Source organism: Hyalangium versicolor (genome assembly GCF_020103695.1).
In the GTDB taxonomy this organism is placed as follows: domain Bacteria; phylum Myxococcota; class Myxococcia; order Myxococcales; family Myxococcaceae; genus Hyalangium; species Hyalangium versicolor.
Map to the genome: position 1 here is coordinate 381852 of NZ_JAHXBF010000002.1, position 24143 is coordinate 405994.

Below are 24143 nucleotides of genomic sequence, written 5' to 3' on the forward strand. Positions count from 1 at the left end.
CCCGCCAGCACGACACAGCTGGCCAAGGAGCCTGTTCATGCGAGCCTCTCTCCCCTTCTCTCTTCGGAACCTCGGAATCGCGGCGTGCCTGTTGACCCTGGCGGCGTGCTCCGACTCGTCCACCTCACCCGGCGAGTTGGAAGGAGACATCCTTCCCTTGAGCGACTTCCGCGCCGGGATCGCCACCTGGTACGACGCCACGGGCGCGGGCAACTGCGGCTACGACGCCAGTCCCAATGACATGGACGTGGCCGCCATGGATAAACCCGAGTTTGATAACAGCGCCATGTGCGGCGCCTGCGCGGAGGTGCAGGGACCTCAGGGCACGGTGCGCGTGCGCATCGTCGACAGCTGCCCCGAGTGCCCCGCCGGCCACCTGGACCTGAGCGAGCAGGCCTTCTCGAAGATCGCCCCGGTGAAGGACGGGCGCGTCACCACGCAGTGGCGGTTGATCAGCTGCAACGTGCAGGGCCCGGTGCGCTACCGCATCAAGGAGGGCAGCTCCGAGTGGTGGGTCGGCATCCAGGTGCGCAACCACCGGCTCCCAATCAAGAAGCTCGAGTACCAGAAGAGCGGCTCGTGGGTGGAGATCAAGCGCGAGGACTACAACTACTTCGTCGCCAACTCCGGCATCGGTCCAGGCCCAGTGAAGATTCGCATCACCGCTACAGATGGACAGCAGCTCGTCGACACCCTTCCTGAGATCAAAGCCGAGAAGATCTTCGACGGAGCTGCACAGTTCTCTCTGCAATGAAGTTGCAACGAGTACGTGTGAGCCATGTATCAATGGGAGCAAACCCTACACGTCCGAACTGTGAGGAGAACGGGTTATCATCGAAATTCCCCCCCCCTCTCAGCGAGGTTCTCCCTAGATGCGTTTCGAGAACGTTCCGTCACTCCCTTTGGTGTTCGCCGTTGGCCTGCTGAACCTGGCAGCGTGTTCCTCTGGCTCAGGCTCTCCCCTCGCGCCTGAGCGAAAGAGCATCGCCGTGCGCATCGCGTCGGATGGCACGGGCAACTGTGGCTACGACGTGAGCCAGGAGGACTTGAACGTGGTGGCGCTGAGCCCCACGGACTACGCCGAGTCCTCGATGTGCGGCGCGTGCATGGAGATTGAAGGCCCCAGTGGGAAGAAGGTGTTGATGCGCGTGGTGGACAGCTGCTCCAACTGCGCCGTGTCCCAGGTGGGCCTGACGCCCCAGGGACTGGATGCGGTGGGCGCTGGGGAGATGCTCCAGACCGACGTCACCTGGCAGTACGTCTCCTGCCCGGTGCAGGGCCCCATCCGCTACCACATCAAGGACGGCAGCTCCGAGTATTGGACGGCCATCCAGGTGCGCAACCACATCATCCCCATCACCAAGCTGGAGTATCAGAGGAACGGCGGCTGGGTGACCATCAAGCGCGAGCAGTACAACTACTTCGTCGAGCCCAGCGGTCTGGGCAAGGACCCACTGCGCGTGCGCGTGACGGCGCAGGACGGGCAGACGCTCGAGGACACCATCCAGAGCGCGGCCTGGGGCGGGGCCAACTTCGACGGGGCCGCGCAGTTCAAATAACCACTCCAAACCCGCGAAATCCCTGGGGTTGACGCGTTGCGTACGCCCCAGGGAGCAGAAAGTCGCGATTTCTTTTCGCGATCACGCAACTTGATTCTCGAATCATCCGAAAACGCAGGCACGTAGTTCTCAAATGGAGAGAATCTCGTGTCCACCTATTCGGTTCGCAGCGGCGACACCCTGAGCGCCATCGCGGCGCGCTTCAACACTTCGGTCTCGGCCCTGGCCAAGGCCAACCACATCTCCAACCCCAACCGCATCATGGCGGGCCAGAAGCTGACGGTTCCTGGCAAGGGCGGAGATGGCTTCGACTCGAAGCCCACGTCCAAGCCGGCCTCGCAGCCTGCGTCCGCGGCGGCCGGTGGCCCGGTGAAGGACAGCACGGGCCGCAAGTACCCCACCTCGAAGGACGGCACGCCGATGTACCGCCAGGGAGATCCGGCGTGGGGCAGCCGGCGCCTGGGCACCAGCTCCAGCCTGTCCGCGGCTGGCTGCGCGATGACGGCCACCGCCATGGCCGTCAGCAAGATCTCCGGCAAGCCCATCAACCCCGGGCAGCTGGATCAGTACCTGGACACGCACCACGGCTACGCGGGCAACGGGCTCATCTGGGGCACGGCGGCGGCCTCGCGCAACATGGGCGCCAGCAAGGCGGCGTGGAACTTCAACACCATCAACAAGCAGCTGGACGTGGGCCGTCCGGTGGTGGTGGGCGTGGACTACAAGGCCGGCAGCAACGGCGGCTCCAACGGCACGGACCACTGGATCACCCTGACGGGCCGCGGCCGCGAGGGCGGCAAGAACGTCTACTACGCCAATGATCCGGCGACCGGGAAGCAGATCACCCTGCGCCAGGTGGGCAACCGGCTGGTGGGCGGCCCGAAGAACTACAAGACGACGGGCCAGTTGGTGACGTTCTCCGGCGGCAACCCGAAGCCGGGCACGGCGAAGCCCGCCACCCCGAGCAAGCCCGCCACTCCGAGCAAGCCGACGACGAAGCCGGCCACCTCGCTCAAGGGCACGACGATTCCGGCGGGCGACCTGAAGCGCGGCGCGCAGGGCGCGGCGGTGAAGCAGCTGCAGGCGGCGCTGGTGAAGGCCGGCACGCTGACGCAGAAGGAGATGAACACCGGTCCGGGCGTGTTCGGCCCCCGCACCGAGTCGGCGCTGAAGGAGTTCCAGCAGAAGCACGGCGTGCCGGCCACGGGCTACTACGGGCCGAAGACGCGCGCGGCGCTCGAGAAGATGGGCGCGAAGACGCCGGCGAAGACGGGCGGCGCGGGCCCCGTCCAGGGCCCCACGCCGGGTCCGGTGAAGGGCGGCGTGTCGCTGGCGCAGCTGAAGAAGATCATGCCGAACCTGTCGGACGCGAAGGCGCGCCAGGTGCTGCCGCACCTGAACAAGGCGATGGTGGAGGCGAAGATCAACACGCCGAAGCGTCAGGCGGCGTTCCTGGCGCAGCTGGCGCACGAGAGCGGCGAGCTGCGTTACTTCGAGGAGATCGCCTCGGGCGCGGCGTACGAGGGCCGCAAGGACCTGGGCAACACGCACCCGGGTGACGGCGTTCGGTACAAGGGCCGTGGCCCCATCCAGCTGACCGGTCGCGCCAACTACCGCGCGGCGGGCAAGGCGCTGGGCATCGACCTGGAGAACAACCCCAAGCGCGCGGCGGACGTGGACGTGGGCTTCCGCACGGCGGCGTGGTTCTGGAACAGCCGCAACCTGAACACCTACGCGGACGCGGGCAACTTCCGCGAAGTCACCCGCCGCATCAACGGTGGCTACAACGGGCTGGCCAGCCGCGAGGCCTACTACCGGCGCGCCCTGAGCGTGCTGAGCTGATTTCCCCTCGCGAGGCGTGAGCACCGGAGTGTCTCATCCCCCCTGCTCCGGGGCTCGCGACAGCGAAACGGGTGAAGTACCCGCGCGGGGCCTGGAAAACTCTCCAGGCCCCGTTGCCTTTGCGGGAGCTCCTCAGGGCCCGCCCGGCTGCCTGCCGCCCTGGCCACCGCCCTGCCAACCTCCCGGGCGCATCGGGCCGCCGCGCTCATCACGCCTCATCTCGTCGTACTTCGCCTTCTGGTCCGCGGAGAGGACCTTCGCCATCGCCTCGTCCGTCTGGTTCCGCAGCGTGCGCAGGTCCTGGCGGAGATCTCGGGGCGACTTGCCGCCCGCGTTCGCCTGGTCGAGCAGCGCCTGGCGCTGGCTCTCCTCGTCCTGGAGCCGGCGCGTGAGTTCCTGCTCCTGGCTGTAGTTGAGACCCGCGTCAGACACGAACTTGCGCACGCGCTCGGAGCGCTCCGTCTGCGCCTGGGCCTGCGCCTGGACCCACTGCTGCTGCCGCTCCTGGCGCTGGGTGTTGCGCATCTCGTCCTGCACCGAGCGCATCATCTCCTTGAGGTACTCGCGGCCGCCCTCGGAGTTCAGCGCCTCGCCGGCGATCAGGCCTCGCATCTCCGTCTTGAGCTCCTCCACCTCCTGCGCGAGCCCCGCGGGGGCCGCTCCGCCCGCCGTGCCACCCGCGCTCCCGGCCGGAGCCCCTTGCCTGCGCTCGAGCTCCATCACCCGGCTGGACAGGAGCACCACCGTGTCCTCGAGCGCCTTCATCCGCTTCTCGAGTGCCTTCACGTCCGGCGAGGAGGAGGTGACGGCCGGCGGTTCGGTGGAAGAGGAGGGGGCGGACACCTCGCGGGGACCCGAGAGGGCTACCGCGAGTGCCAGGACAGCCAGACCCAGAGAGGCGAATCCAAGGATGCGGTTCATCATGGCCTCATGGACGGAGGAGCCCCGCACCCTATTCCATCTGCTGCGTGCCCTCATGTCGGAAGAGCCGGGAGGAGGTGGGAGTCCAGCCCAGCCGTGCCGCGCCCGGACCTCTTATCGCCCCAGGCGCTTGCGCGAGCGGGCGCGCGCGGCTTCGAGCGCCGAATCCACGCTGCCGCCCGCAGGCTTCTCCGGTGGTTTCTCCCCTGCCTCGGCGTCTTGCCGAGCCTGGGGAGCCTCACGCGGCTCCTCGCGGGACCGTACTGAAGAACTCGCCGTACTCGTCGCCCCCACCGTCGCCATCGCTGGGGCCTCCGAGGGCCGAGCCCCCTTCGCGGGAACCGGCTTGCGCAGCCGAGGCGCGGAGAAGAAGCGGCGCACGACGACCTCGGCCAGGAGCACCAGCACCGCGAAGCCCACCAACCAGGGAGCCAGCGCTACGCGGCCCTCGGACGTCGGCGCGTCCGCGAACAGCCCCACCATGGACAGCCGCTCCACCCCACCGCCCACCGCCGCTACCGCCGTCAGCACCACCTTGCCTTCCTTGGGGCTGCCGGGCTCGAACTCGGGGGCGTACGGCAGCGCCACGGGCGGCGCCCTCAAGACGCGATTGCCCAGCTTCACCACCGGGTGCCACGTCCCGCGCCCGTGCAGCGTGTACTCGGCCGCCAGCCGGTCCTCATCCTCCCACCGCATCGGCAACTCCACCGGTGTGGAGCTCCCATCGCCCGGCAGCACCACCAGCGTGGGCAGGGCCGTGGGCATCGGCGCTCCGGGAGACAGATCCAGCGTGACGCGCAGCACGTTGCCCTGCCGCTCCGCCCGGGCCACGGCCTCGCCCTCGGACTTGCCACCACCCTCCATGGACCAGCGCACCATGCTCTCCAGCGCCGCGCGCAGGCCGCTCCACTGGCGCAGCTCGCCGCTGAACTGTCCATCCACCTCGGCCATGAAGGCCACAGAGCGCCCCGCGCCTCGCGGCCACATCGCCAGCAGCGGCGCGGCGTTCTCGTCCAGCGTGCGCAGCGCCACGTTGGCTCGCGGCTTGAGGTAGGTGAGGTTGTAGCCGCCCGCCTGAGGCAACCCCTGCGGCGAGAGCTTCCCGAGCAGAGACAGGTCCGGCGCTCCCTCCATGGAGGTGGGCACGTCCACGAAGGCCGAGCGCGCCACCGTGATGGTCTCCTGGCTGAAGATGCGCGGCAGGCTCATCGCATCCTGGGCGAAGTAGATGCGTCCGCCCCCCAGCGAGGCCACCTCCTGCAACAGCTTCGCGTCCGAGTCCGCCGGAGTGCCCAGGCCGATGACGGACACCGTCACGTTCTCTCTGCGCAGCGCGGCGATGGTCGCCTTGTAGTCATCCGGCTCCTCGGAGTCCGCCGCGTCCGAGAAGAGCAGCACGTGCCGCGTGGCCTTCTCGCTCTGGAGGATCTGCTTCTTGCCCTGGCGCAGCGCCTCCCCCACGTAGATGCCGCCACCACCGCTGAACCCGCGCGCCACCTCGTTCAGTGGGAGCCCCTCGCTCACCGGGCTCATGGAGAAGATTTCATGGCTGTCGGTGTCCACCATGTCCACCGAGGCCTCGTCCTTCTCGTTGAGGAGCGTGAGCGCGCCCACCACGCCCTCGGCCGCCACCTCCATCTTCGTGCGCCCGTCCGGCACGGTGGCCCCCATGGAGCAGCTGCAGTCCATCAGCACGCTCATGGCCACCGCCGTGCGCCGCTGCTCCTCGCGCAACTCCAGGGACACCGGCAGCACCGCCTCCAGCGGAGAGCGCCGGTACCCGCCCTGGCCGAAGCTGTCCGTCCCGCCCGTCATCACCAGCCCGCCCCCCGCCTGCTCCACATACGAGGCCAGCGCGTTCAGCCCGGGCTCGCCCAGGGAGTTGGCGTCCACGTTCTCCAGTACCACCGCCGCCACGCCATCCAGCGCGTCGAGCGAAACCGGGAAGGGCTCGCGCACCTCCAGCCTCATGCCCGCCGCCTCCAACGCCTGGGCCAGAGTGCCCTTCGGCTGGCGCGTCAGCAGCAACACCCGCGCCGGCCCCTCCACGCGCAGCACGGCACGGCCCTCGTCGTTCTCCACCACGCCGTCCCCAGGAGCCTCCACGGCGAGGCGATAACTGGCCAGTCCCTCCTTCTCCACCAGGTCCCGGAAGGGCAACACGTTGGGCCCTGGACGGAACTCATAGGGCCCCTTCACCAGCAACTCGCCGTTGCGTTCCAGCCGCACCGTGCCGGTGACGGCGCCCGAGGCCACCACCACCGCGGAGAACTGGAAGGGCTCCCGTGCCGTCACGGACGAGGGCACATCCAACGAGACGACCGCCAGGTCCAGCGGCACCTCTTCCCGGGCCACGTGCCGAAAATCCACGGCGATGCCTCGGGCGGCCAGCCTCCGCGCGGCGCCGCGAGCATCCGCGCCCGTGGCCCGCCCGTCCGACACCACGAGCACCCGCCCGGTCCGCTCCGGAGGAATGAGGGCTCCCGCCGCATCCAACGCCGCCGCGAGATCCGAGGCATCGGCGTCCACCTGCCGCGAGAAGCCACCGAAAGAGCCCGCCGCGCTCAGCGGCTGCTCCACCCGCGCCTCGCGCCCGAAGGCGATGACGCCCAGCCGATCCCCAGGGCGGCGCTGGCCCTCGAGCAGCTTCACCAGCTCCAAGGCCACGCGGTCGGCGTCGAGCGGCATGGAGCGCGAGCGATCCACCACGACGACGACATCGCTCCCGCCGTCGCGCAGCACGAGCTCGGGCCCGGCGAGCGCGCCCACGGCCAGCACCAGCAATCCCCACCGCAAGAGCATGGGCAGGCCCGGCCGAGCCCCGCGCTTCCAGAGGAAGAGCCCGAGGGGCACGAGCAGCACCAACGCCTGCGGCAGGGAGAAGCTCATCAAGACGAGTGGCCGCCACTCTACTACGGCTTCGGGCAGCCACCGTCGCAAGCACCTCTACTCAAGCCGGCGGCCCCGTATCCCAGCACGGGGCGCCGGTGGCAGGGCTCACCAGGGGCAGTTGATGACGTCCACCGTGCGAGTGAGCGTGGGCGCGCTGTTCCCACCGCTGTCCGTCAGCATATAGGTGACGGTGTACGTGCCGGCGACCCAGCCGTTCGGGTAGCCGTACACCTTCACCTCGGGAGTGATGTTGCCGTAGCACGCATCCCACGCCTCCCAGCCTGGCTCCACATAGCCGTTGCCGCACTGGAGCGTCATGTGCTCAGAGCCCTTGAGCTTGAGGGTGGGCGGCTTCGAGTCATTCACCGTCACCCAGCGGATGTCTCCCACCGTCCGGCCCTGCGCATCCCACGCGATGTACTGCACCGGGTAGGTGCCCTCGGCGCACGTGTTCGGGCCTGGGCCCGCCGAGTCACTCCCGGAGTTGTACGTGTGCACCGTCAGCGGGTTGCAGTCCGCGTCCCACGCTCGCGCGCCCGGATCCACCCACACGTCCTCGCCACACTCGAGCGTCATGTACTGGGGGCCCAGGCCCTCGAACGTGGGCTGGCCGTTCGGGTTCGGCGTGCAGCTCAGCGGGCTGGCCAGTTCCTCTCCGCGGATGGGCATCGGCACGCAGGTCTGGCCGTTGTAGCAGGCCTGCAGCGTGTGGTTGCACACCCCCGCGGTACAGGTATCCACGGTGCAGACGCTGCCGTCGTCACAGTCGCTGTTCGTCGTGCACTCGAGGCCCAGCGGGCTGGGAGACGCCTGCGCTCCTTCTGGGTTCGCGTCATCTGCGGCGGCGGGTAGGGCTCCCAGGGCCAGAAGTGTTCCGAAGACAGCACCCACGACACTGCGTTTCGTCATGTGAATCCCCCACGGTTTCAGCCAGTCGGCGGTCGCTCCCGAGGGTCAGGCCGGGAGCGGGGGGGACGGTCATCACGACGGCCGCGTTCAACAATGCTTCGTGAATTCCCTGTGTCGAGCACATTTCAGTGGATCCGTGGAGCGCCAGGACTCTGCGCGGAGCGCGACGCTTGTCTCCGTCGCGAGGGCGAGCCTCCACTGTCCAGAAAGCCCACGGTGGTCCAGGGGCACCTGCCCACCGTGGGCCGAGAGGTGAAGCGCTACTTCTGGACGATGACGATGGTGCCGTCGGGCTTGATGGTAATCTCGACGACAGGCTTGCGGCCGCCCACGACGGCGCGGAGCTCGTCGGGGCCGATCTCGATCAGGGAGTTGCTGGGGACGATCTGCTGCTCGATGCTCTTCTCGGGGGTCTTGGTGTTGCGCATGGCACGTCTCCTTGTGACGGCTCGGGGTCACCCAGAAAGAGCGTGTCTGGCAAGCTTGTGACGTTGGGCCCTCAGGATTTGCGCCGCCGCGAGGTGCGGGCCGCCGCCTGGCTGCGGACCCGGCGTGTCCCGGTGGCCCGGGGGGAGCGCAGGGGCGGGGCAGCCACCTCCTCCCGGTCTCGCGTGCGCTTGGCGGCCGCGAGGCTCTTCTTCAGGGCGTCCATCAGGTTGGCGGGCGCGGAGTACTCGGGAACCGCGGTGGGCGAGGGGCGGATCTCCGCGCCTCCGGCCTTCTGCCGCAGCACCTCCTCGAGCTGCTCGCGGTAGACGTCCCGGTACTTTTCGGGTTCGAACGAGGCGCTGAGCGATTCGATGAGCTGCTCGGCGGTGGCCAGCTCGCGAGCGTTCACCTTGGGCATGTGGGAGGGCATCCCGTCGATCTGTTCGAGGGGGATGACTTCGTCCACGTCGTTCATGGTGGAGAGCATCAGCCCGGGTCCATTGGGGCGCACGGCGCACGAGTACTGGCGGGTGCGCAGCACCACGCGGCCCACGCCCACGCGGCCGGAGCTCTCCAGGGCCTGGCTCAGCAGCGCGTAGGCGCGCGCGGCGTTCGTCTCCGGCACCAGGTGGTAGTGCGAGTCATAGAAGAGCGGGTGGATATCGCCTCCGGGGACGAAGTCCTCGATGTCGATGGCGTAGGTGCCCTTGGGGGCGAGCGCCTTGAGCTCTTCGGGCGTGATGGTGACGTAGACGCCCTTGGAGATCTCATAGCCCTTGATGATCTCCTCATAGGGGACCTCGACGCCCTCGGCCTCGCAGACGCGGCGCTCGCGGATGCGGGCCTTGTCCTTTTCGTGGAGCTGGTGGAAGCGGATGTCCCTCGGGGAGACGGCGCGGTACATGCGCACCGGCACGTTGACGAGACCGAAGTTGACCGAGCCCTTCCACATGGGGCGTGCCATGTACTGCCTCCTCTGGGTCGAAATCGCGCCGAGGCCGAGAAATCGGCTTCGGATGCGACGAACCGACGCCAGAAAGCTCGATCCGATCCCCTTTCGCGGCAAACCTCCCAGGTGCCTTTTCGATCGGGAAGCAGACGACCCTGATCATCGGATCGCACTGAACTTCGGTTCCGGGCGGAGTTCACAGCGGGAGCGAGTGAACCCGCTGGTTCCAGGCGATGGAGCGTTCACGGAGGAACGGATCCGCCACCGTGGCAGGTGGGGCTCGGTGGGGCCTGGGAACTCTACCCTTCGCGTTCACCGAGCTGATGACTCACCACGGGGGCTCCAGAGCAGGTGTGCTAAGCCGTGCCTGAACACGATGAGCCCATCCTCTCTGTGCATGAGACGCTTCGATGCGCCCGCTGGACGCCGCTTCCGGCTGGGGCTCTACCTGGGACTGTGGCTGACGGCCTGCGGGACCGTTGCCCCCCGCTCATCCGGGACCTACTCCCAGAGCCTCGACTCCGCCACCAGCGGCTGCAGGCAGAATCCCAGGCTGTGCATTCCTCCAGCCGGTGAGCAGTTCCCCGCCGTCCCGACAGCTCCTGCGGCCAGGCCACCGCCACCTCTTCCTCCCCCTGTCTCGGCAGCCCAGAGCGCTGCGCTCAGCATCGCCGCGGCGGGCAAGGTCATCCAGGTGACCATCGACGCCACCCTCATGGCGAACCTCCTGGAGAGTCTGTACAGGTGCGCAGACGAAGCTCGGTCCGAGGTTCTTCTCAAGTACTTCGACGGCAGGAGTCCCACTCGTGCGGAGTGCGACGAGGTCGTCGAAGTGGATAGGAAAGGAGAGCCCATCACGCGCGCCATGCGACTGGGCAGCGAGCAGCATGAGATCGCGCTCCGGTGCGCCATGACGAAGCTCGGAGAGATGAAACCTGGCGGATTCTCTCTCTCCCCGCGCTACCGAGTCGACCCAGCTACCGGAGAGGTGCAGTACCTCTCTCCTGCTCGAGTGAAAGCCTTGTTGGAAGCAGGTGAGAGCGCGCAGCTGTACGGCAGCATCGAGCCTGACGTCGTCATCCACACGGGCAACCCACTCCACGTTCAAGCCGTCCTCGACTTCAAGTTTCCATGCGTGAACGGAGGAGAACCTCCATGGCGTAAGTACCCGAAAGGGCACGCCTACCATGGACGAAACCAAGGAGATTTGTACGAGGAGATTCTTCAAGTGGAGCCCCTGCGCATCATCCCTCGCATCGGAGTCGTGAGATGAGCCTGCACTACCCGAGGATCCGCATCAGCGCTGGATTTGATCGGCTCATGGTTCGCGAGGGCCTGAGTTTCACCTTCCACATCCGCCGCCACCGCGGAGAAACGCTCCCCGGGGTCATCCGCTCCTTGGAGATCTACCTGGACGCCATAGGGAACCAATCTCTCGGCTGGTACTCCGATGATGAGGGCGAGTTCCGGGAGTTGAATGACGCTGGCTGGAAGCGTATTCGGCGTGAACTGCTCGAGGACCCCTTTCCCATCATCCAACTCTACGATGACCTTCTTGCCGAGCGTCGATATCGCTTCGAGTACCACGGCAAGGATCTCGAAGATCAATCTCGACCTGATACGCGAGACGCAACCTGCGCGGTGACCTTCTGGCTCCCCACGGAGTTCCTGGAAGCGAATGGCCCCAGCCGCGTCCGAGAACTCGCTCTGCAGTTGGCCAACCCCCTTCCCTTCTCCTCGGGACATGGAGGGTTGTCCTTCAACGGCGAACTCGATGTGGCAGGAGTCGGTGAAGAAGTCGTCCCCTACTGCTTCCGCTATCCAGGCATCGACCTTCCCGATGTCCACGCTCACTCGTGGCGAATAGGCACCCGAGTTGCCGGCATCCACTGGCTCAATTTCCTGGGACGGCCCGTACTCGAGGAACTGGGTGGATCTGCCTCGCTGCTGGCCCGGCTTCACTCGCCGGGTACGACTGTCCAGGAACTGGATGGCGACAGGGCGCTCGTCACGCTGAGCCAGTGGCCCGAAGCTGGGGATATCGAGCGCGGTGACAACCTTCCTGCCTACCGCGAGTTGGCACGTGTGCTGGAACCCTGGCTCTTCCAGCACCCACGTGGCCTCACTCCCTGTATCCCCCGAGAAGATGCTTCCCGGTGGGAGCGCCGTTTTCTCGACTGAGGCGCCGCCACCAGGGCTCTGATCATTTTCTGGGAGCGGAGGTCGGCTCTCGTGAAGACGGGAAGACCGGGACGTAGCAGCCGCCCTTGTATGCGAACCCGTTCCCTGGGCAGTCGTCGAGCGACACCTTCGCCTCCAACCAACATCCACCGTTGATCGCGCTCTGTCCCTTGCGGCAGTGGCCATTCGCATCTGGCTTGAGCTGCCCGGGCAGAGGTTTCGGCGGTGAATCCACCGCTATCACTCCTTCAGCAGGGCTCCCGGCGACCTCCTTCACGGAAGAGGAGGAAGAAGTCAGCGCGGTGTCTCCGACAGAGACGACTCCACCATCTCGCTCACCTGCATCGGACGAGCCCTGGGCCTGTGGGGACTCCGTTTCCGCACGTCCAGGCCCGGTCCCGTGATGCCACAGCGCTACGGCGCACACCGCCCCCACCGCAAGCCAGGGCAGCCAGGTCTGCATCCTCTCTCGAAGCGCCGTGCTCTCCCTGGGGGATTCATCGTGCGTGGGAGCTTCCACCTTCGGCTGCTTCACATCCGCTCGTGCCGTGGCATCCGCCTGCAGGACGGCCTGTACCTCCTCTCGCTCTCGCCGGCGAACACGGTGTCCGACGAGGCGGCTGTCCTGTGCATCCTCCGGTGGCCACTCCGAACGGGGAAGCGTCTCCCACTCGAACAACGGCACATCCGCCCCAGGCCCTGCCTGTTCAGCTCTCCGCCCCAGCGCCTTGGCGATCTCCTCCGTACCGACCCGTTCCTCGGGCATCACGGACAGCATGCGCAGGATGAGCGCATCGAGTTCGGGATCCACTCGGGGGTTGAGCTCTTTTGGTCGCCGGGGTCCACCTCCTCCCGGCCGCCAACACTGGCTCTCGGCCAAGCTGGAGTCCGCCATGGGCGGGTACTCATCCGTCACGAGTCGATAGGCCATGACTCCGAAGGCGAACACATCATCGGCTGGCCGAGCAACATAGTGGGCAAGGGGAAGATGTCCGTGCTGCCGGGCGAAGTCCCAGACCTGCGGGCTCATGTAGGCCGGAGTGCCTGGCGGTACAGGCGCGTCCGTCAACCGCTCCGCCCCCTTGTAGTGCCCCGATCCGAAGTCCATCAGGAAGAGCCGATCGCTCACTGGCTGAACCAGCACGTTGCCCCCCTTGACGTCCCGGTGCACGGCGTTGGCCGCCATATGCGTGGCTCTCAGCGCCCCAGCTCCCTGCGACAGCAGCCGCATCACCTGACGCGATGAGACGTTGCGCCGCGAGGACCATGTGTAGAGAGGCTCTCCGTCGATCCACTCCATCACGAGGAAGGGGTGCATGAAGCCGGAAGCGTGTTTCCACTGCCCTGCCTCCAGCAGCCGTGGAACGCTGGGGTGGCGGATGCGCGAGAGCAGCACGGCTTCACGCTCGAAGCGCGGATCCCGCGGGTACACGGCCAGCTTGAGGGCCACGGGCCCTGCCTCTTCGTGCCCCTCTCGGACTGCCTTGTACACAGAGCCGTATGTGCCTCGGCCTCGGAAACCCGTGACCCGCCAGGCTCCAATCCTCGTCCCCAAGGGTACGAAGCTCGGATCCGCATCCTTCCTGAGAAACCGCGCTCCCATCGAGCCCTTCCAGTCGGGGGTGAGCACTCCAGGTTGCTCAACCGAAGCCTACTTCACAGGTCTTTCTGAAAGCATCTGACCGGTGGAGGCTGACACGAGCAGAAGCCGAAGAGACCCCTCCGGGCGCGGACTGCGCCAACTTGTATGCTTGTCCTACAAGTTCGCTCCATCGCCGCCGCCCGCGCAGACGCCAGCCATGGAGGGGTCTCACTCTTCGAGGCGTACGAGGCCACCTCCGCCTCATCACGTAGAAGTTCACCAGCAGCGCCCCCAGCAACACCAGCAGGAGCCAGCAGGCTGGCCTATCGAGTCTGTACTCCCCTCCTCCTTCTCCCATACGGCACTGGACAGGGTCTCCGGAGTGGGTGTGCTAAGCCCTAGCCCCCTCCCTGGCGGCAGTACCCCCAAGACCATCCGTATGGAGGCCTCACCCAGAGGGAGATCTATGTGAGATTCCTGAGCCACAACGTCTTCCGCGTCCTGCCTCGCTGGGGAGTTCTGGAATGAGTGGAGGGCACTATCCGCGAATCCGCATCGAAGCGGGTTTTAGTGCGCCCATCGTGCGTGAGGGCTTGAGCCTGACGTTCTTCCTGCGTCGCACTCATGTCGAAGTGGCCCAAGCCGTGAGGGCCGCCTTGGAAACCTACGTACGCACGGTGGGACACGAGGCACTCAGCTGGTACGCCGACGAGGCTGGAGAATTCCAGAAGCTCGATGATGCGGGCTGGGCAGTGACGTACCGGGCGCTGCAAGAACAACGCTGGCCCATCATCCGTCTCCATGACGCACCGGATGGGGTTGCTTACCGCTTCTCGTACTTCGGCAAGGACCGTGATGACAAACCGTGGCGCGACACGCGTGATGCCACTTGTGCCATGAGCTTCTGGCTCCCCACCGAATTCCTCGAGGAGCAGGGCCCCGCGCGTATCCGCGAGCTGGCGCTCGAACTGGCAGCTCCCCTTCCCTTCTGCTCCGGCTACGGGGGCCTGTCATTCAACGGTGAGCTCGACGTGGCAGGAGTCGAGGAAAAAGTCACTCCGTACTGCTTCCGCTACCCAGGCATCGATATCCCCGACCTGGAGGCTCTCGGCTGGACACTGGGCGCCCGCTTTCGAGGGCCTGCATGGCTCACCTTTCTCGGACAACCCCTTGTTGCCGAGGCCGGCGGCCTCCCAGCTCTGCGCTCACGACTCCTCTCACCTGAAACCACTGTGCAAGAACTCGCGGGTGACAGGGTCCTCATCACGCTGGGCCAGTGGCCTGAAGCTGGCGACCTTGAGCGTGGCGACAACCTTCCCGCCTACCGTGAACTGGCACGCCTGATGGAACCGTGGCTCTTTCACAACCCACGCAATGCCATGCCCTGCTTCCGCGGAGATGCTATCCGCCAGTGGGAACGCCGGTTCCTCGAGTTGTAGGAGGCTACCGCCGCCTCGTCACGTAGAAGTCCGCCAGCAGCGCTCCCAGCAACACCAGCAGAGGCCAGCGAGCACGGCCTGACGAGCCTGCGCTCCCTTCATCCTTTTCCTCCGTCTGCGCTTCCCGCTCGCCGCTGCCGCGTCCGCGCAGGTCGGACTCGTGCGCATCCAGTGACAGGACCTCCGTCACGTCCACGGGCTCACCGTCACGCTCCAACGTGTAGCGGCCAGGCACCAGCGGCGCGGGCAGCGTCAGCGCACCGGCCCCGAAGACGGGCTTCTCTCCCAATGGCCCCACCAGCGTGTAGCGCGCTCCCGGCTGCGTCACCACCGGCAGCGGCTCTCCGAGCGTGAGCTGCCTGCGCGGAAAACCCTCACGCGCGCGACGCACCTCGCGCAGCACGTTGCCCAGCAGCACCGGCCATGCCGGTGTGCGCTGCAGGTTGGAGCGAGAAAGCTCCAGGTTGAGGTGGACACGCCCCTCTTCCTCGGACAGCAGCACCGCATCCCCGGCGGTGATCAGCGCATGCCCCGGTGGATTCTCACCCGCTGTCCACCTCACGCCCGCGAGCTGCACATCGTCCAGCAACGGATGCCCCTTCTCCGAGAAGAAAGGCCCCAGGAACGTGCGCAGCGTGCCGCCCGCTCCCAGCGTCACCTTCGCGTCCGTTCCCCGAGGACCGATGAGCAACGCGCCCTCGCCCGGCCCCGTCTCCACTTCCGGCGCCACCACCAGGAAGCGCTCCAGTGCCTGTCGCGCCGGCGCATCCAACCCTTCGGCCAGCGCCACTCGCACCGGGCGCACTGCCGACGGCACCAGCCGCGCCTGTCCATCCTCCGGCAGCGCGTCCTCGGGCAGCGACACCTCCACATCTCCCGCGTTCTCGAAGGTGAAGCGCACCGTCGCCGCTCCATCCACCGGGAGCTGCACCTGCTCGCGCTGCTCCGTCCCCTCCTTGGCTCCCGGGCCCGGCTGCGCGCGCACCCGCACCTCCACTGTCTCCGGTCCGCCAAACCGCGCCACCCGCAGCGTCACCGTGGCCTTCGCGCCTTCGTCCCGCCGCTGCGCGGACACCAGCGCCACGTTGTCCCGAGGCGCTCCCAGCGCCGTCCACCGCACCGCGGGAGGCACCACGGCTCCCTCTTGCGGCATGGAATCCGTGAAGAAGTGCACCCACCGCCCAGGCCCGGCCAGCTCCTGTGCCCACAACAGCGTGGCCGTCACGTCGTGGTCCGCGCCCAGCGCCTGGAACGACTCCAGCGCTCCCAATGCCTTCGAAGGCTCGGCCTCCGGACCGGCGATGACTCGCGGCGTGGAGCCACTGGCCAGCACCGTCACCCGCGTGGCGCGCTCCTCCTCCACCCGCCTGGCAGCCTCGCGGCGCACGCGCTCCAGCACCGTCACCCCATCCGTTCCCCGCGCAGAGAGCGACAAGCTCCCATCCACCACCAGCACCACGTGCCTCGCCCGCGTGTCGTCGCTGAAACGCACGTCCGCCAGGAAGAGCGCCGCCGCGAGCACCGCCAGCGCCTCCAGCAACAGGGAGGACTCCCGCGTGAAGCGCTCGAAGCGCGGGCCCGCCTCCGCACGAGGCCGAGGCGTGCGCCACAGGAACAACGCGCTCACCGTCACCGGCTTCTGCTTCCGCCGCAGGAAGTACGCCGCCGCCAGCGGCACCAGCGCTCCCAGCGCCAGCAGCCCCCATGGGAAGCCAAAGCTCACGCGCTGCCTCCCGCCAGGAAGAGCGGTCGCAAGGGGCCTCTCACCAGTGCGCTCAGCGGCTCGGGAGCCGGTGCCGTAACCAGCGTCGCCTTCGCCCGCACGGCCGCGGCCCGCAGCGTGCGCTGGTGCTCGGCGAAGCGGCGAGCGTAGGCCGCCAACACCTCCTCCGTCAGCAACTCCTCCAGCGCCGCGCCGCTCTCCGCGTCCACCAGCCGAGCCCCCTCGCCTCCCGACGGCTCCTGGTCCTCCGCATCCAGCACCTGCACCAGGAAGAGCGCCGACGCTCCTCGCGACAGCCGCGCCACCAGTGCCGACAGGTCCGTCTCGAAGAGGAAATCGCTCACCACCACCCGAAGGCCACACGGGCGCAGGGGTGGCGTCCGTCCCAAGGCCGCGGCCAGATCATCCCTCGCATCGAAGGCCACCGCCCGCAGCGCCGAGCGGCAAACCTGGCCCTGCGCCCGCTCCGGCCGGGAGCTCGTGGTGAGCAGCGTGGGCGACAACCCCTGCAGCGCGCCCACCTCCACGGCCAGCAACGCCAGCTCCCGCGCCCGCGCCTCCTTCGCCGGACTCAGCGCCACCGAGCGCGAGGCATCCACCACCACCTCCAGGCGCGGAGACACCTCCTCCTGGCGCACGCGGAGGATCATCTCACCGGTGCGCGCCACCGCGTTCCAGTCCACCTGCCGCAGGTCATCCCCTGGCTGGTAGACGCGGAAGTCATGCAGCTCCAACGAGGCGCCCGCCGACGAGGCACGCACCTCGCCCACCTGCCCCCGGTGAGGCACCCGAGGCAGCGCCAGCGCGAGCCCTGGCGCCAGCCTCGCCACCTCGATTTCATCCGCAGCCCCGCTCACGACGCGTGGACCCGCCGCTCGCGCTCGACCAGGGCCCGATCCGCGGCGAAGACGGAGAGCAAGGCCACGCCACAGAGGAACATCAGCAACCCCACGGGCATCTTCGGCTCGTCCATCCGGTAGTCATGCTCTCCGAAGGAGACGAGCCCGACGGTGGGGTTGAGCAGGTTGATGAGGCCATTGTTCGCGGGCTCATCGATCAACAGCGCCATCAACGGAGGCAGCACGGAGCCCAGGCCCGCCAGCGCTACGAACAGGATGCGGACCGCCGCCGGAGATGCGAACCGATCCGAGCGCGGCATCTTCGCCACCAGCAGCGCCACCGAGAAGTACAGCAGGGGGTACGCCGCCGCCGCCACGGTGATGTGGAGCAACGTGCGCCAGTTGCTCTGCATGCTCGAGCCCATGCCGAGCAGCGCGCAGAAGGCCGACCACGCCACGAGCAGCAGCACCATGAGCCGGAAGCCGCGCACCGCCCCTGGCCGCAGCAGGCTCCACATCCGCGTCTGCGTCCGGAGCGCCCGGGCCTGTCCATCCACATCGGAGATGACGAAGACACCCGCCACCGTCAGGTGCAGACACCCGACCACTCCCGCCACGGAAGAAATGTCTCGATCCATCCCCTGCTTCCACCAGATCCACACCACCACCACCGCGCTGATCAGCATCTGCGCCACCAGCGCCCGCCGAGGGCCTCGCGAATAGTTCTCCGTGATCAACGACAGCCGGGCCGCCGCCGCCTCGAACAGCAGCCACCCGTAGCTGAGCATCAACCACAGCGCCACGCCGATGACGTAGGGCAGCTCGCGCTCGCGCATCAGCCGGGAGCTTCCCTCGCTCAGCGCGAAGGCGATCCCCAGGCCCTGAGCCACCCCACCGGCCAGCACCCCCAGCACGAGGAAGTGTACGAAGGCGCGCCCCAGCCGCCCGTCCGCCAGCGTCGCCGCGCACACGCCCAGCACCGTGAGGAACACGAGCCAGGCTGTTCCCAGCGCCAGCACCACGAGGATGGTCGGCAGATCGATGCCGTTGAGGTAATAGCTGAACAGCAGGAAGGGCCCCACCGCCGAGGCGTACAGCGCCGCCTGCGCCAGGAAGGACGTCACCTTGCCGCGAAGGATGCGCCGCGGCCCCAGCCCGGTGAGGGCCAGCAGCACCCACGTCTCGTCCTCGCGCTCGCGCGCCAGCGAGCGGTACGCGCTGTAGGGGATGACGAAGAAGTGCACCAGGCCCAGGCACACGAAGAAGGTGAAGAAGTAGAAGTTCCCCCGAGGCCGATAGCCGCCGTCCCGCACGTCCGCGTACGCCGTCAGCGACAGCAACACGCACGCCACGAGCATCAGCCCGAAGCACACCCAGAACAGCCGGGTGCGCAGTCCTTGGCGGATCTCCTTCACCACCAGCGGGTTGATCCGATCTCCCAGCCGCTCGCCCAGCGGCGCCTTCGTCAGGGTCTCCGCGGTCGCGCTCACGCCACCCTCCCCTTCGTCACCGTCATGAACGCATCCTCCAGGTTCAGCTCCCGGAGGCTGAAGGCGCAGACGGGCACGCCCGCTCCCACCAGCGCCGCCAGCAGCCGAGCCGCCGCCTCATCCACCTGCGTCCGCGTGGCGCCAGACTCCAGCTCCAACCGCACGCGCAGGGCCCCGGGCTCCTGCACCACCTGACCGACTCGCGGCTGCTCCAACAACAGCCTCTCCGCGCGTTCGTACGCCGCCTGTCCCTCCGCGCCCGCCGCCAGCCGGATCATCAGCTCGCCCCCCGCGCTCCCCGCATGGCTCTGCGCCAGCAGGTCCGCCACCTTGCCCGTGGCCAGCAGCCGCCCCTGCTCGATGATGGCGCACGTGTCGCAGATCTCCGCCAGCTCCGTGAGGATGTGGCTGGAGATGAGGATCGCCTTGCCCTGGTCCGCCAGCGCTCGCAGCAGCTCCCGCAGCTCGATGCGGGCGCGCGGATCCAGGCCATCCGCCGGCTCGTCCAGGATGAGCAGCTTCGGATCATGCAGCAGCGTCCGCCCCAGCGCCACGCGCTGCTTCATGCCCTTGGACAGCGCGCTTGTCAGCTTGTCCTTCAGCGGCAACAGTCCCGTGAACTCCATCACCGACGCCACGCGCTTCCTCCGCGCCTCGCCCTTGAGCCCGTAGGCGCGCGCGAAGAAGTCCAGGAACTCCCACACGGTGACGTCGTCATAGGTGCCGTACCGGTCCGGCATATAGCCGATCAACGGCCGAGCCTTGTCCGGCGCGTCCACCAGCGACTGGCCGTCCAGCAGCACCTCGCCCGAGGTGGGAGTGTCCAGCGTGGCGATGATGCGCATGGTGGTGCTCTTGCCCGCGCCGTTGGGCCCGATGAAGCCCAGGATGGTGCCCGCCTCCAGTTCGAAGGACACCTCATCCACCGCGCGCAGCGCCCCGTAGTCGCGCCGCAGCTGCTTCACCTCCAACAGGCTCATCGCCTCACCTCGACTCTGCTCGCGGTGCTCATGGCTGGTCCACCTGCCCGCGGATGTAATGGATGCCCTCGTGGAGCTGCACGGGCAGCGTGGCCAGCGGCGAGAAACCCGCGCCTCCGAGCCGAGCCACGAACTCCCCCTCCTGCAACGGGAGAACGAAGTTGGCCGCATCGCCCTTGACGCGGCGCGACACGGACGAGGGAGGATTCACGACCTTGAGGACGACCTCCTCACCCGGCTCGGGGTGCGCCTCCATGGCCATGCCCTCGGCGCCGTCAGCGAGCTCGGGCAGCGTGTACTCCTTCCGGCCCACCCTCATGAAGCCGCCCTGGAGCGGCGCCCCGAGCGCGTTCTGCACCTTCCAGCCCTCCCCCTCCGCGTGCACCACCAGCCGGGCCCGCGTGGGGAGCACCGCCAGCTCCGCCCACTCCACATAGGTTCGCGAGGGAATGAGGCCGTCCGCCACCATGCCCCCGCCCGTCCAGCTCACATCCACCCGCCAGTCATTCAGCTCCTCCGGGGCCATCAACACTCCCGTGGAAGGGAACTGCACCTCGTCGGGCGCGAGGTTGGCGTAGTAGCTCGCCAGGGACGCCGTCACCAGCCGGTCTCTCGGCCGGTCCAGCCAGGTGTAGCTGTAGCGCGAGGCGTGCGTGATGAAGCCGTCTCCCAGCACCGAGTCCGCGACGATGAGCAGGCAGGTGAGCAGCGCCACCGCCGGCACGCCGATCAGCAGCGCCACCGGTCCCTTGCGCCGCGCCAGCATCAGCCCTCCCGGGCCCACCACCAACGAGAACAGGAAGATGAGGACGAGGAAGCGCCCCACTGGAACCAGCGCATTGGGCAGCAGCGGCTGCTCGCCACCGCGCAGGGAATAGCGATCGGGCTCCCAGCTCGGCGCGGGGCCGATCGGCTCCAGTTGCAGCTTGCGCTCCTCGGAGGACGCCAGCAGCGCGGCGCCGCAGTCGTGCGTCCCTGCCTGGCACAGATACACGAAGCCAAAGCCATACGGGTTCCACACTTCGCGCTTCGGCTCGCGAGCCAACAACGGGAGGCGCTGTGTCACATCGCGAGGCGGCCGGGCGATGAGGAGCGAGCCGCCCACCGCCGCGTAGTTCTCCAGGACGCTCCAGAGCTCCGCGGGCACGGACGCCACATCCTCGATCACCATCACCGCGGGATACCCGGCATAGGCAGCCAGCTCACGGGGCGCATCCTGCGCGGACATGAAGCGGGCATTCACCTGCGGAGTCGCCCTCTCCTCCGCGCGGCCGATGCCCGTGCTGGCCTCGAACGCCTTGGACGTGCCCAGTACCAGGGTAGCGATCGCGTTGGCCTCGTCCATGTAGATGCCGTTGGTGCGCGGGCGGATGTCGGGGCCCTCCACGGTGAGGATCCCGGACTGGACGGGCTCGGGAACGAGCAGGTACGTGATCATCCGCTGGAGCGGGCCGAGCTCCACCGCGCGCACGGTGGCGGGAGAACCCGCGCCGTACCCCTGGAAGCTGAGGCGCACCGAGCGCGGCACGGACTCGGTGTTCTGCAGCGTCACCTCCAGGGGCGTGTAACCACGCTTCGCGCGCAAGGCACCGCCACGGACCGTGACGCGCAGCCCATCCGAGTCGTCCAGGGTCTCCAGGTTGCCCGTCGAGTCCGCATAGCCGGAACGACTGGGCTCCTCGGCCGTGTCCTCCACCTGAGCGGGAGGCACCGGAACTTCCTCCGGCGTCACGGACTGCTCCACGGTCTCCGTCTCGTCTCCTGTCTCCGCGTCTTCCGTGACTTCCTCAGCCGGAGGAGGAGGGGGCGGAGGCTCCGGGTCCGCGAGCACGACGCTCGTACTCAGGAGGGAGACCCACAGAAGCCAGGGCTTCAGGCACCTACGCACGCGGCACCTCGGGCACGGACTGGATCAGCGCGCGAATGACATCCGGAGAGCCCACCTTCTCCAGCGAGGCCTCATAGGCGAGCACCAACCGATGGTTGAGGACCGCAGGCGCCACGGCGACCACCTCATCGAACCCCACGTTGGGCTTGCCGCGCAGCAGCGCGAGCGCCCGGCCCGCGGCCGCCAGTCCCAGGGCCGCGCGAGGCGAGGCGCCATAGCGGACGAACCGCCGCACGGCGTCCGGTGCCTGGGGCTGGCGTGGATCGCTGGCCTCCACCAGCCGGCCAATGAAGTCCGCCACGGGCACGGGCAGATGCACCCGATCCGTGGCGGTGAAGAGCCGATTCAGGGCCTCCGCGTCGAGCACGGGCGGCAACGCAGGCGGCGCGCCTCGCACGCGGGTGGTGAGCAGCGTGCTGAGCGTCTTGGCTCCCACGGGCGGCACCTGGACACGGAAGAGGAAACGATCGAGCTGGGCCTCGGGCAGCGGATAGGTGCCCTCCAGCTCGATGGGGTTCTGCGTGGCCAGCACGAAGAAGGGATCCGGCAGCGAGCGCGTCTGCCCGAGCACAGTGACGCTCCGCTCCTGCATGGCCTCCAGCAAGGCGGACTGCGTCTTCGGGCTGGAGCGGTTGATCTCGTCGGCGAGGACAATGCTGGCGAAGAGGGGGCCCTCTCGGAAGGTGAACTCGCGGCGACCCTCGCCCTCCAACACATAGGTGCCGGTGATGTCGCCGGGCAGCAGATCTGGAGTGAACTGGATACGGCGGAACGGCAGCGTGAGCAGCCGCGCGAGCGCCTTGCACAGCTCCGTCTTGCCGAGTCCCGGCAAGCCCTCGAGCAGCACGTGGCCTCGGGCGAGCACCGCGACCACCACCTGCTCGACGACGGACTCCTGATCGAGCAGCACCTGGTTGAGGCCCTTCTTCAATTGGGCTGCAACCTCCGCCGCCCCCTGCACCTCGGCGGGACTCAGAAGCTCAGACACGTCCGCTCCTCTCTTTTCACTCTCTTCCAAAATACCGCTTCACCAGCTCCCGGTTGCGCGGGAGCAGCGGGCCCGTGGAGTACCCCGGCGTTGCATCGCCCTGCACTCCCGGCCCCCGGGCCGCCGAGGGCGTCACCGTGACACCCTCGTGTTGGGGATCCGCGGCCTTCAGGCCCCACAACTCGCTCGCCTCGCCTCCCTGGCCCTCCGGCAGCGGCTGGAACTTGAGGCGGTTGGGATCCATCGCCGCTGCATCTCCGAAGACGAGCGGCCGGCTGTCCCCTCCACGCCCGACACCCGCGCCATCCCCTTGTTGTCGCACGGAGCGGCTCACGTGCCCATTGCTCTCGCCCTGTCCATCGCCTTGCTCACCCTGTCCCTGTCCCTGTCCCTGTCTTTGGCCTTGCCCCTGCCCCTGTCCCTGGCGCTCCGTTCTGGACTGCCGTCGAGCGCTCATCCGCTGGCCGGAGTTCCCCTGGTCGAAGCGGTCCTGGAGTTGTTGCTGCCGACGCTCCAACGAACGGCGGAGGTCGGAGATCTGATCGAGATTTCCTCCCGCCTGCGCAGCGGCCGTCTTCCGCGCGCCTTGAGAGCCTTGGGAGCCCTGCGAAGCTTGCTGGCCGCTCGTCCCCGTGCCCCCATCTCCCGCGGCGCTGCTCTGCTCATTCGAGCCGCTCTCGCCATTGGCCTCACGCTGGCCCTGCGCCCCGTTCTCTCCCGGCGTTCCCTCACCCTGTGACAGTGCCATCAGGGCCCGCTCCAGTTCCTCGCGCTCACGAGAAGCACTCTCCGCATCTCCAGCGGCGCCCAGCGCATCCTCGAGCTCCCGAGCCGCCTCGGAGGCTCCAGCCAGCTCCGCGGCAGCCTCGGCGGCGCGCTCGGACACCCTCTTGTCCAGCGCATCAGCGGCCTCCCAATCCGCGGAGTCGAAACGGCCCTCCGCGACCTCCTCGGCGAGCCGGCGCAGTTCCTCCTCCATGGGAGCGCCAAGCGGCTCCTCCTTGGCGAGCGCCTCGGCCTTGGCCTGGACGGCGGCGACCTTCGCAGCCGCGGCGGCGTTGATGTGGCGCACGGAGGGTGCAGGCAGCGGCAGGAGGAAGCCCACGACCAGGAACACGAGCGCACCCAGCAGAGCGCCCACGGGACGGAGCCAGCGCACCTCGGGAGGCTTCACGGCACGGGCGTACTGGTTGACGGAGAGCTCCCACTCCCCGACAGGGCGCTCCAGGCGGGTGAGCAGCAGCCCGCCCGCATTGGCCGAACGGTCGGCGAGCACGGCCGCCTGCTCCAGCGAGACGCCTCGGTAGCGAGCGCGGAATCCCCACCACGCACCGCCTCCCAGCAAGAAGGCGGGCGCGGCCCACAGGGCAATGTCGCGCAGAAGCAGGCGAGCCACGACACACGCGGTGACGGCGGCCCACATCGGGCCGATGCCCGCCTCGGCCCAGGCCACCGCGTTGAGACGCCGCTGCACCCGCCGGACGGGCGCTAGCACGAGAGCCTGGAAGCGGCGTTCTTCACTGACGGCCATG

The 24143-nt window shown here is 68.1% G+C and carries 20 protein-coding genes and 1 pseudogene; 7 read left to right on the forward strand and 14 right to left on the reverse strand.

Annotation, left to right across the window (positions count from 1 at the left end; genetic code table 11):
- Positions 1-37: 37 nt before the first annotated feature.
- The 4 genes and pseudogenes from KY501_RS05085 (at position 38) to KY501_RS54205 (ending at position 3401) form a co-directional block, all read left to right on the forward strand.
- Positions 38-754, forward strand: coding sequence for an expansin EXLX1 family cellulose-binding protein (locus tag KY501_RS05085; protein WP_224361378.1), 717 nt, complete (start codon positions 38-40; stop codon positions 752-754).
- Positions 755-989: 235 nt separating this feature from the next.
- A complete protein-coding gene (locus tag KY501_RS05090) occupies positions 990-1559 on the forward strand; it encodes an expansin EXLX1 family cellulose-binding protein (protein WP_224361379.1) in 570 nt (189 codons plus the stop codon).
- 420 nt (positions 1560-1979) lie between these two features.
- Positions 1980-2387, forward strand: a pseudogene (locus tag KY501_RS54550) (C39 family peptidase); the annotation flags it as partial.
- A gap of 240 nt (positions 2388-2627) precedes the next feature.
- Positions 2628-3401, forward strand: a complete 774-nt coding sequence (locus KY501_RS54205; protein WP_444881606.1) for a peptidoglycan-binding protein — start codon at positions 2628-2630, stop codon at positions 3399-3401.
- A 132-nt stretch (positions 3402-3533) separates the two neighbouring features.
- Here KY501_RS54205 and KY501_RS05100 read toward each other — a convergent pair whose 3' ends face one another.
- From KY501_RS05100 to ku, 5 genes are all read right to left on the reverse strand, one after another.
- Positions 3534-4325, reverse strand: a complete 792-nt coding sequence (locus tag KY501_RS05100) for a hypothetical protein (RefSeq protein WP_224361381.1) — start codon at positions 4323-4325, stop codon at positions 3534-3536.
- Between the two features lie 111 nt (positions 4326-4436).
- Positions 4437-7211 carry a VWA domain-containing protein gene (locus KY501_RS05105; protein ID WP_224361382.1) on the reverse strand — a complete coding sequence of 925 codons (2775 nt, stop codon included), beginning with the start codon at positions 7209-7211 and terminating at the stop codon, positions 4437-4439.
- 108 nt (positions 7212-7319) lie between these two features.
- Positions 7320-8123, reverse strand: a complete 804-nt coding sequence (locus KY501_RS05110; RefSeq protein WP_224361383.1) for a DUF5011 domain-containing protein — start codon at positions 8121-8123, stop codon at positions 7320-7322.
- A gap of 260 nt (positions 8124-8383) precedes the next feature.
- Positions 8384-8551, reverse strand: coding sequence for a hypothetical protein (locus tag KY501_RS05115; RefSeq protein WP_224361384.1), 168 nt, complete (start codon positions 8549-8551; stop codon positions 8384-8386).
- A gap of 71 nt (positions 8552-8622) precedes the next feature.
- A complete protein-coding gene (ku, locus tag KY501_RS05120; protein WP_224361385.1) occupies positions 8623-9516 on the reverse strand; it encodes a non-homologous end joining protein Ku in 894 nt (297 codons plus the stop codon).
- Between the two features lie 679 nt (positions 9517-10195).
- On the opposite strand from ku, the gene KY501_RS05125 reads away from it, so the two are divergent.
- Together KY501_RS05125 and KY501_RS05130 are read left to right on the forward strand one after the other, a co-directional pair.
- Positions 10196-10774 (forward strand): hypothetical protein, encoded by a 579-nt coding sequence (locus KY501_RS05125; protein WP_224361386.1) that lies wholly within the window; start codon positions 10196-10198, stop codon positions 10772-10774.
- On the forward strand, positions 10771-11682 hold the full coding sequence (locus KY501_RS05130; RefSeq protein WP_224361387.1) for a DUF3396 domain-containing protein: 912 nt from the start codon (positions 10771-10773) through the stop codon (positions 11680-11682). Before KY501_RS05125 ends, KY501_RS05130 begins: the two co-directional genes overlap by 4 nt.
- Before the next feature lie 22 nt (positions 11683-11704).
- Here KY501_RS05130 and KY501_RS05135 read toward each other — a convergent pair whose 3' ends face one another.
- Together KY501_RS05135 and KY501_RS54210 are read right to left on the reverse strand one after the other, a co-directional pair.
- On the reverse strand, positions 11705-13285 hold the full coding sequence (locus KY501_RS05135; protein WP_224361388.1) for a serine/threonine protein kinase: 1581 nt from the start codon (positions 13283-13285) through the stop codon (positions 11705-11707).
- 37 nt (positions 13286-13322) lie between these two features.
- Positions 13323-13622, reverse strand: coding sequence for a hypothetical protein (locus tag KY501_RS54210; RefSeq protein WP_373691558.1), 300 nt, complete (start codon positions 13620-13622; stop codon positions 13323-13325).
- Between the two features lie 166 nt (positions 13623-13788).
- On the opposite strand from KY501_RS54210, the gene KY501_RS05140 reads away from it, so the two are divergent.
- The gene (locus KY501_RS05140; RefSeq protein WP_224361389.1) at positions 13789-14703 is read left to right on the forward strand and encodes a DUF3396 domain-containing protein; all 915 of its coding nucleotides are present in this window, start codon (positions 13789-13791) and stop codon (positions 14701-14703) included.
- A 4-nt stretch (positions 14704-14707) separates the two neighbouring features.
- Here KY501_RS05140 and KY501_RS05145 read toward each other — a convergent pair whose 3' ends face one another.
- From KY501_RS05145 to KY501_RS05175, 7 genes are read right to left on the reverse strand one after another with little or no spacing between them, the layout of a single operon-like run.
- Positions 14708-16426 carry a vWA domain-containing protein gene (locus KY501_RS05145; protein ID WP_224361390.1) on the reverse strand — a complete coding sequence of 573 codons (1719 nt, stop codon included), beginning with the start codon at positions 16424-16426 and terminating at the stop codon, positions 14708-14710.
- A complete protein-coding gene (locus KY501_RS05150; RefSeq protein ID WP_224361391.1) occupies positions 16423-17283 on the reverse strand; it encodes a DUF58 domain-containing protein in 861 nt (286 codons plus the stop codon). The genes KY501_RS05145 and KY501_RS05150 overlap by 4 nt, the downstream gene beginning before the upstream one ends.
- On the reverse strand, positions 17280-18755 hold the full coding sequence (locus tag KY501_RS05155) for an ABC transporter permease (RefSeq protein WP_224361392.1): 1476 nt from the start codon (positions 18753-18755) through the stop codon (positions 17280-17282). Before KY501_RS05155 ends, KY501_RS05150 begins: the two co-directional genes overlap by 4 nt.
- Positions 18752-19735: an ABC transporter ATP-binding protein gene (locus KY501_RS05160; RefSeq protein WP_224361393.1), complete on the reverse strand. Its 984-nt coding sequence runs from the start codon at positions 19733-19735 to the stop codon at positions 18752-18754. Before KY501_RS05160 ends, KY501_RS05155 begins: the two co-directional genes overlap by 4 nt.
- Before the next feature lie 28 nt (positions 19736-19763).
- Positions 19764-21566 carry a hypothetical protein gene (locus KY501_RS05165; RefSeq protein ID WP_224361394.1) on the reverse strand — a complete coding sequence of 601 codons (1803 nt, stop codon included), beginning with the start codon at positions 21564-21566 and terminating at the stop codon, positions 19764-19766.
- 49 nt (positions 21567-21615) lie between these two features.
- Entirely contained in the window at positions 21616-22611 is a 996-nt protein-coding gene (locus KY501_RS05170; RefSeq protein WP_224361395.1) for an AAA family ATPase, read from the reverse strand.
- 16 nt (positions 22612-22627) lie between these two features.
- The gene (locus KY501_RS05175) at positions 22628-24142 is read right to left on the reverse strand and encodes a hypothetical protein (protein WP_224361396.1); all 1515 of its coding nucleotides are present in this window, start codon (positions 24140-24142) and stop codon (positions 22628-22630) included.
- Position 24143: the final 1 nt, after the last annotated feature.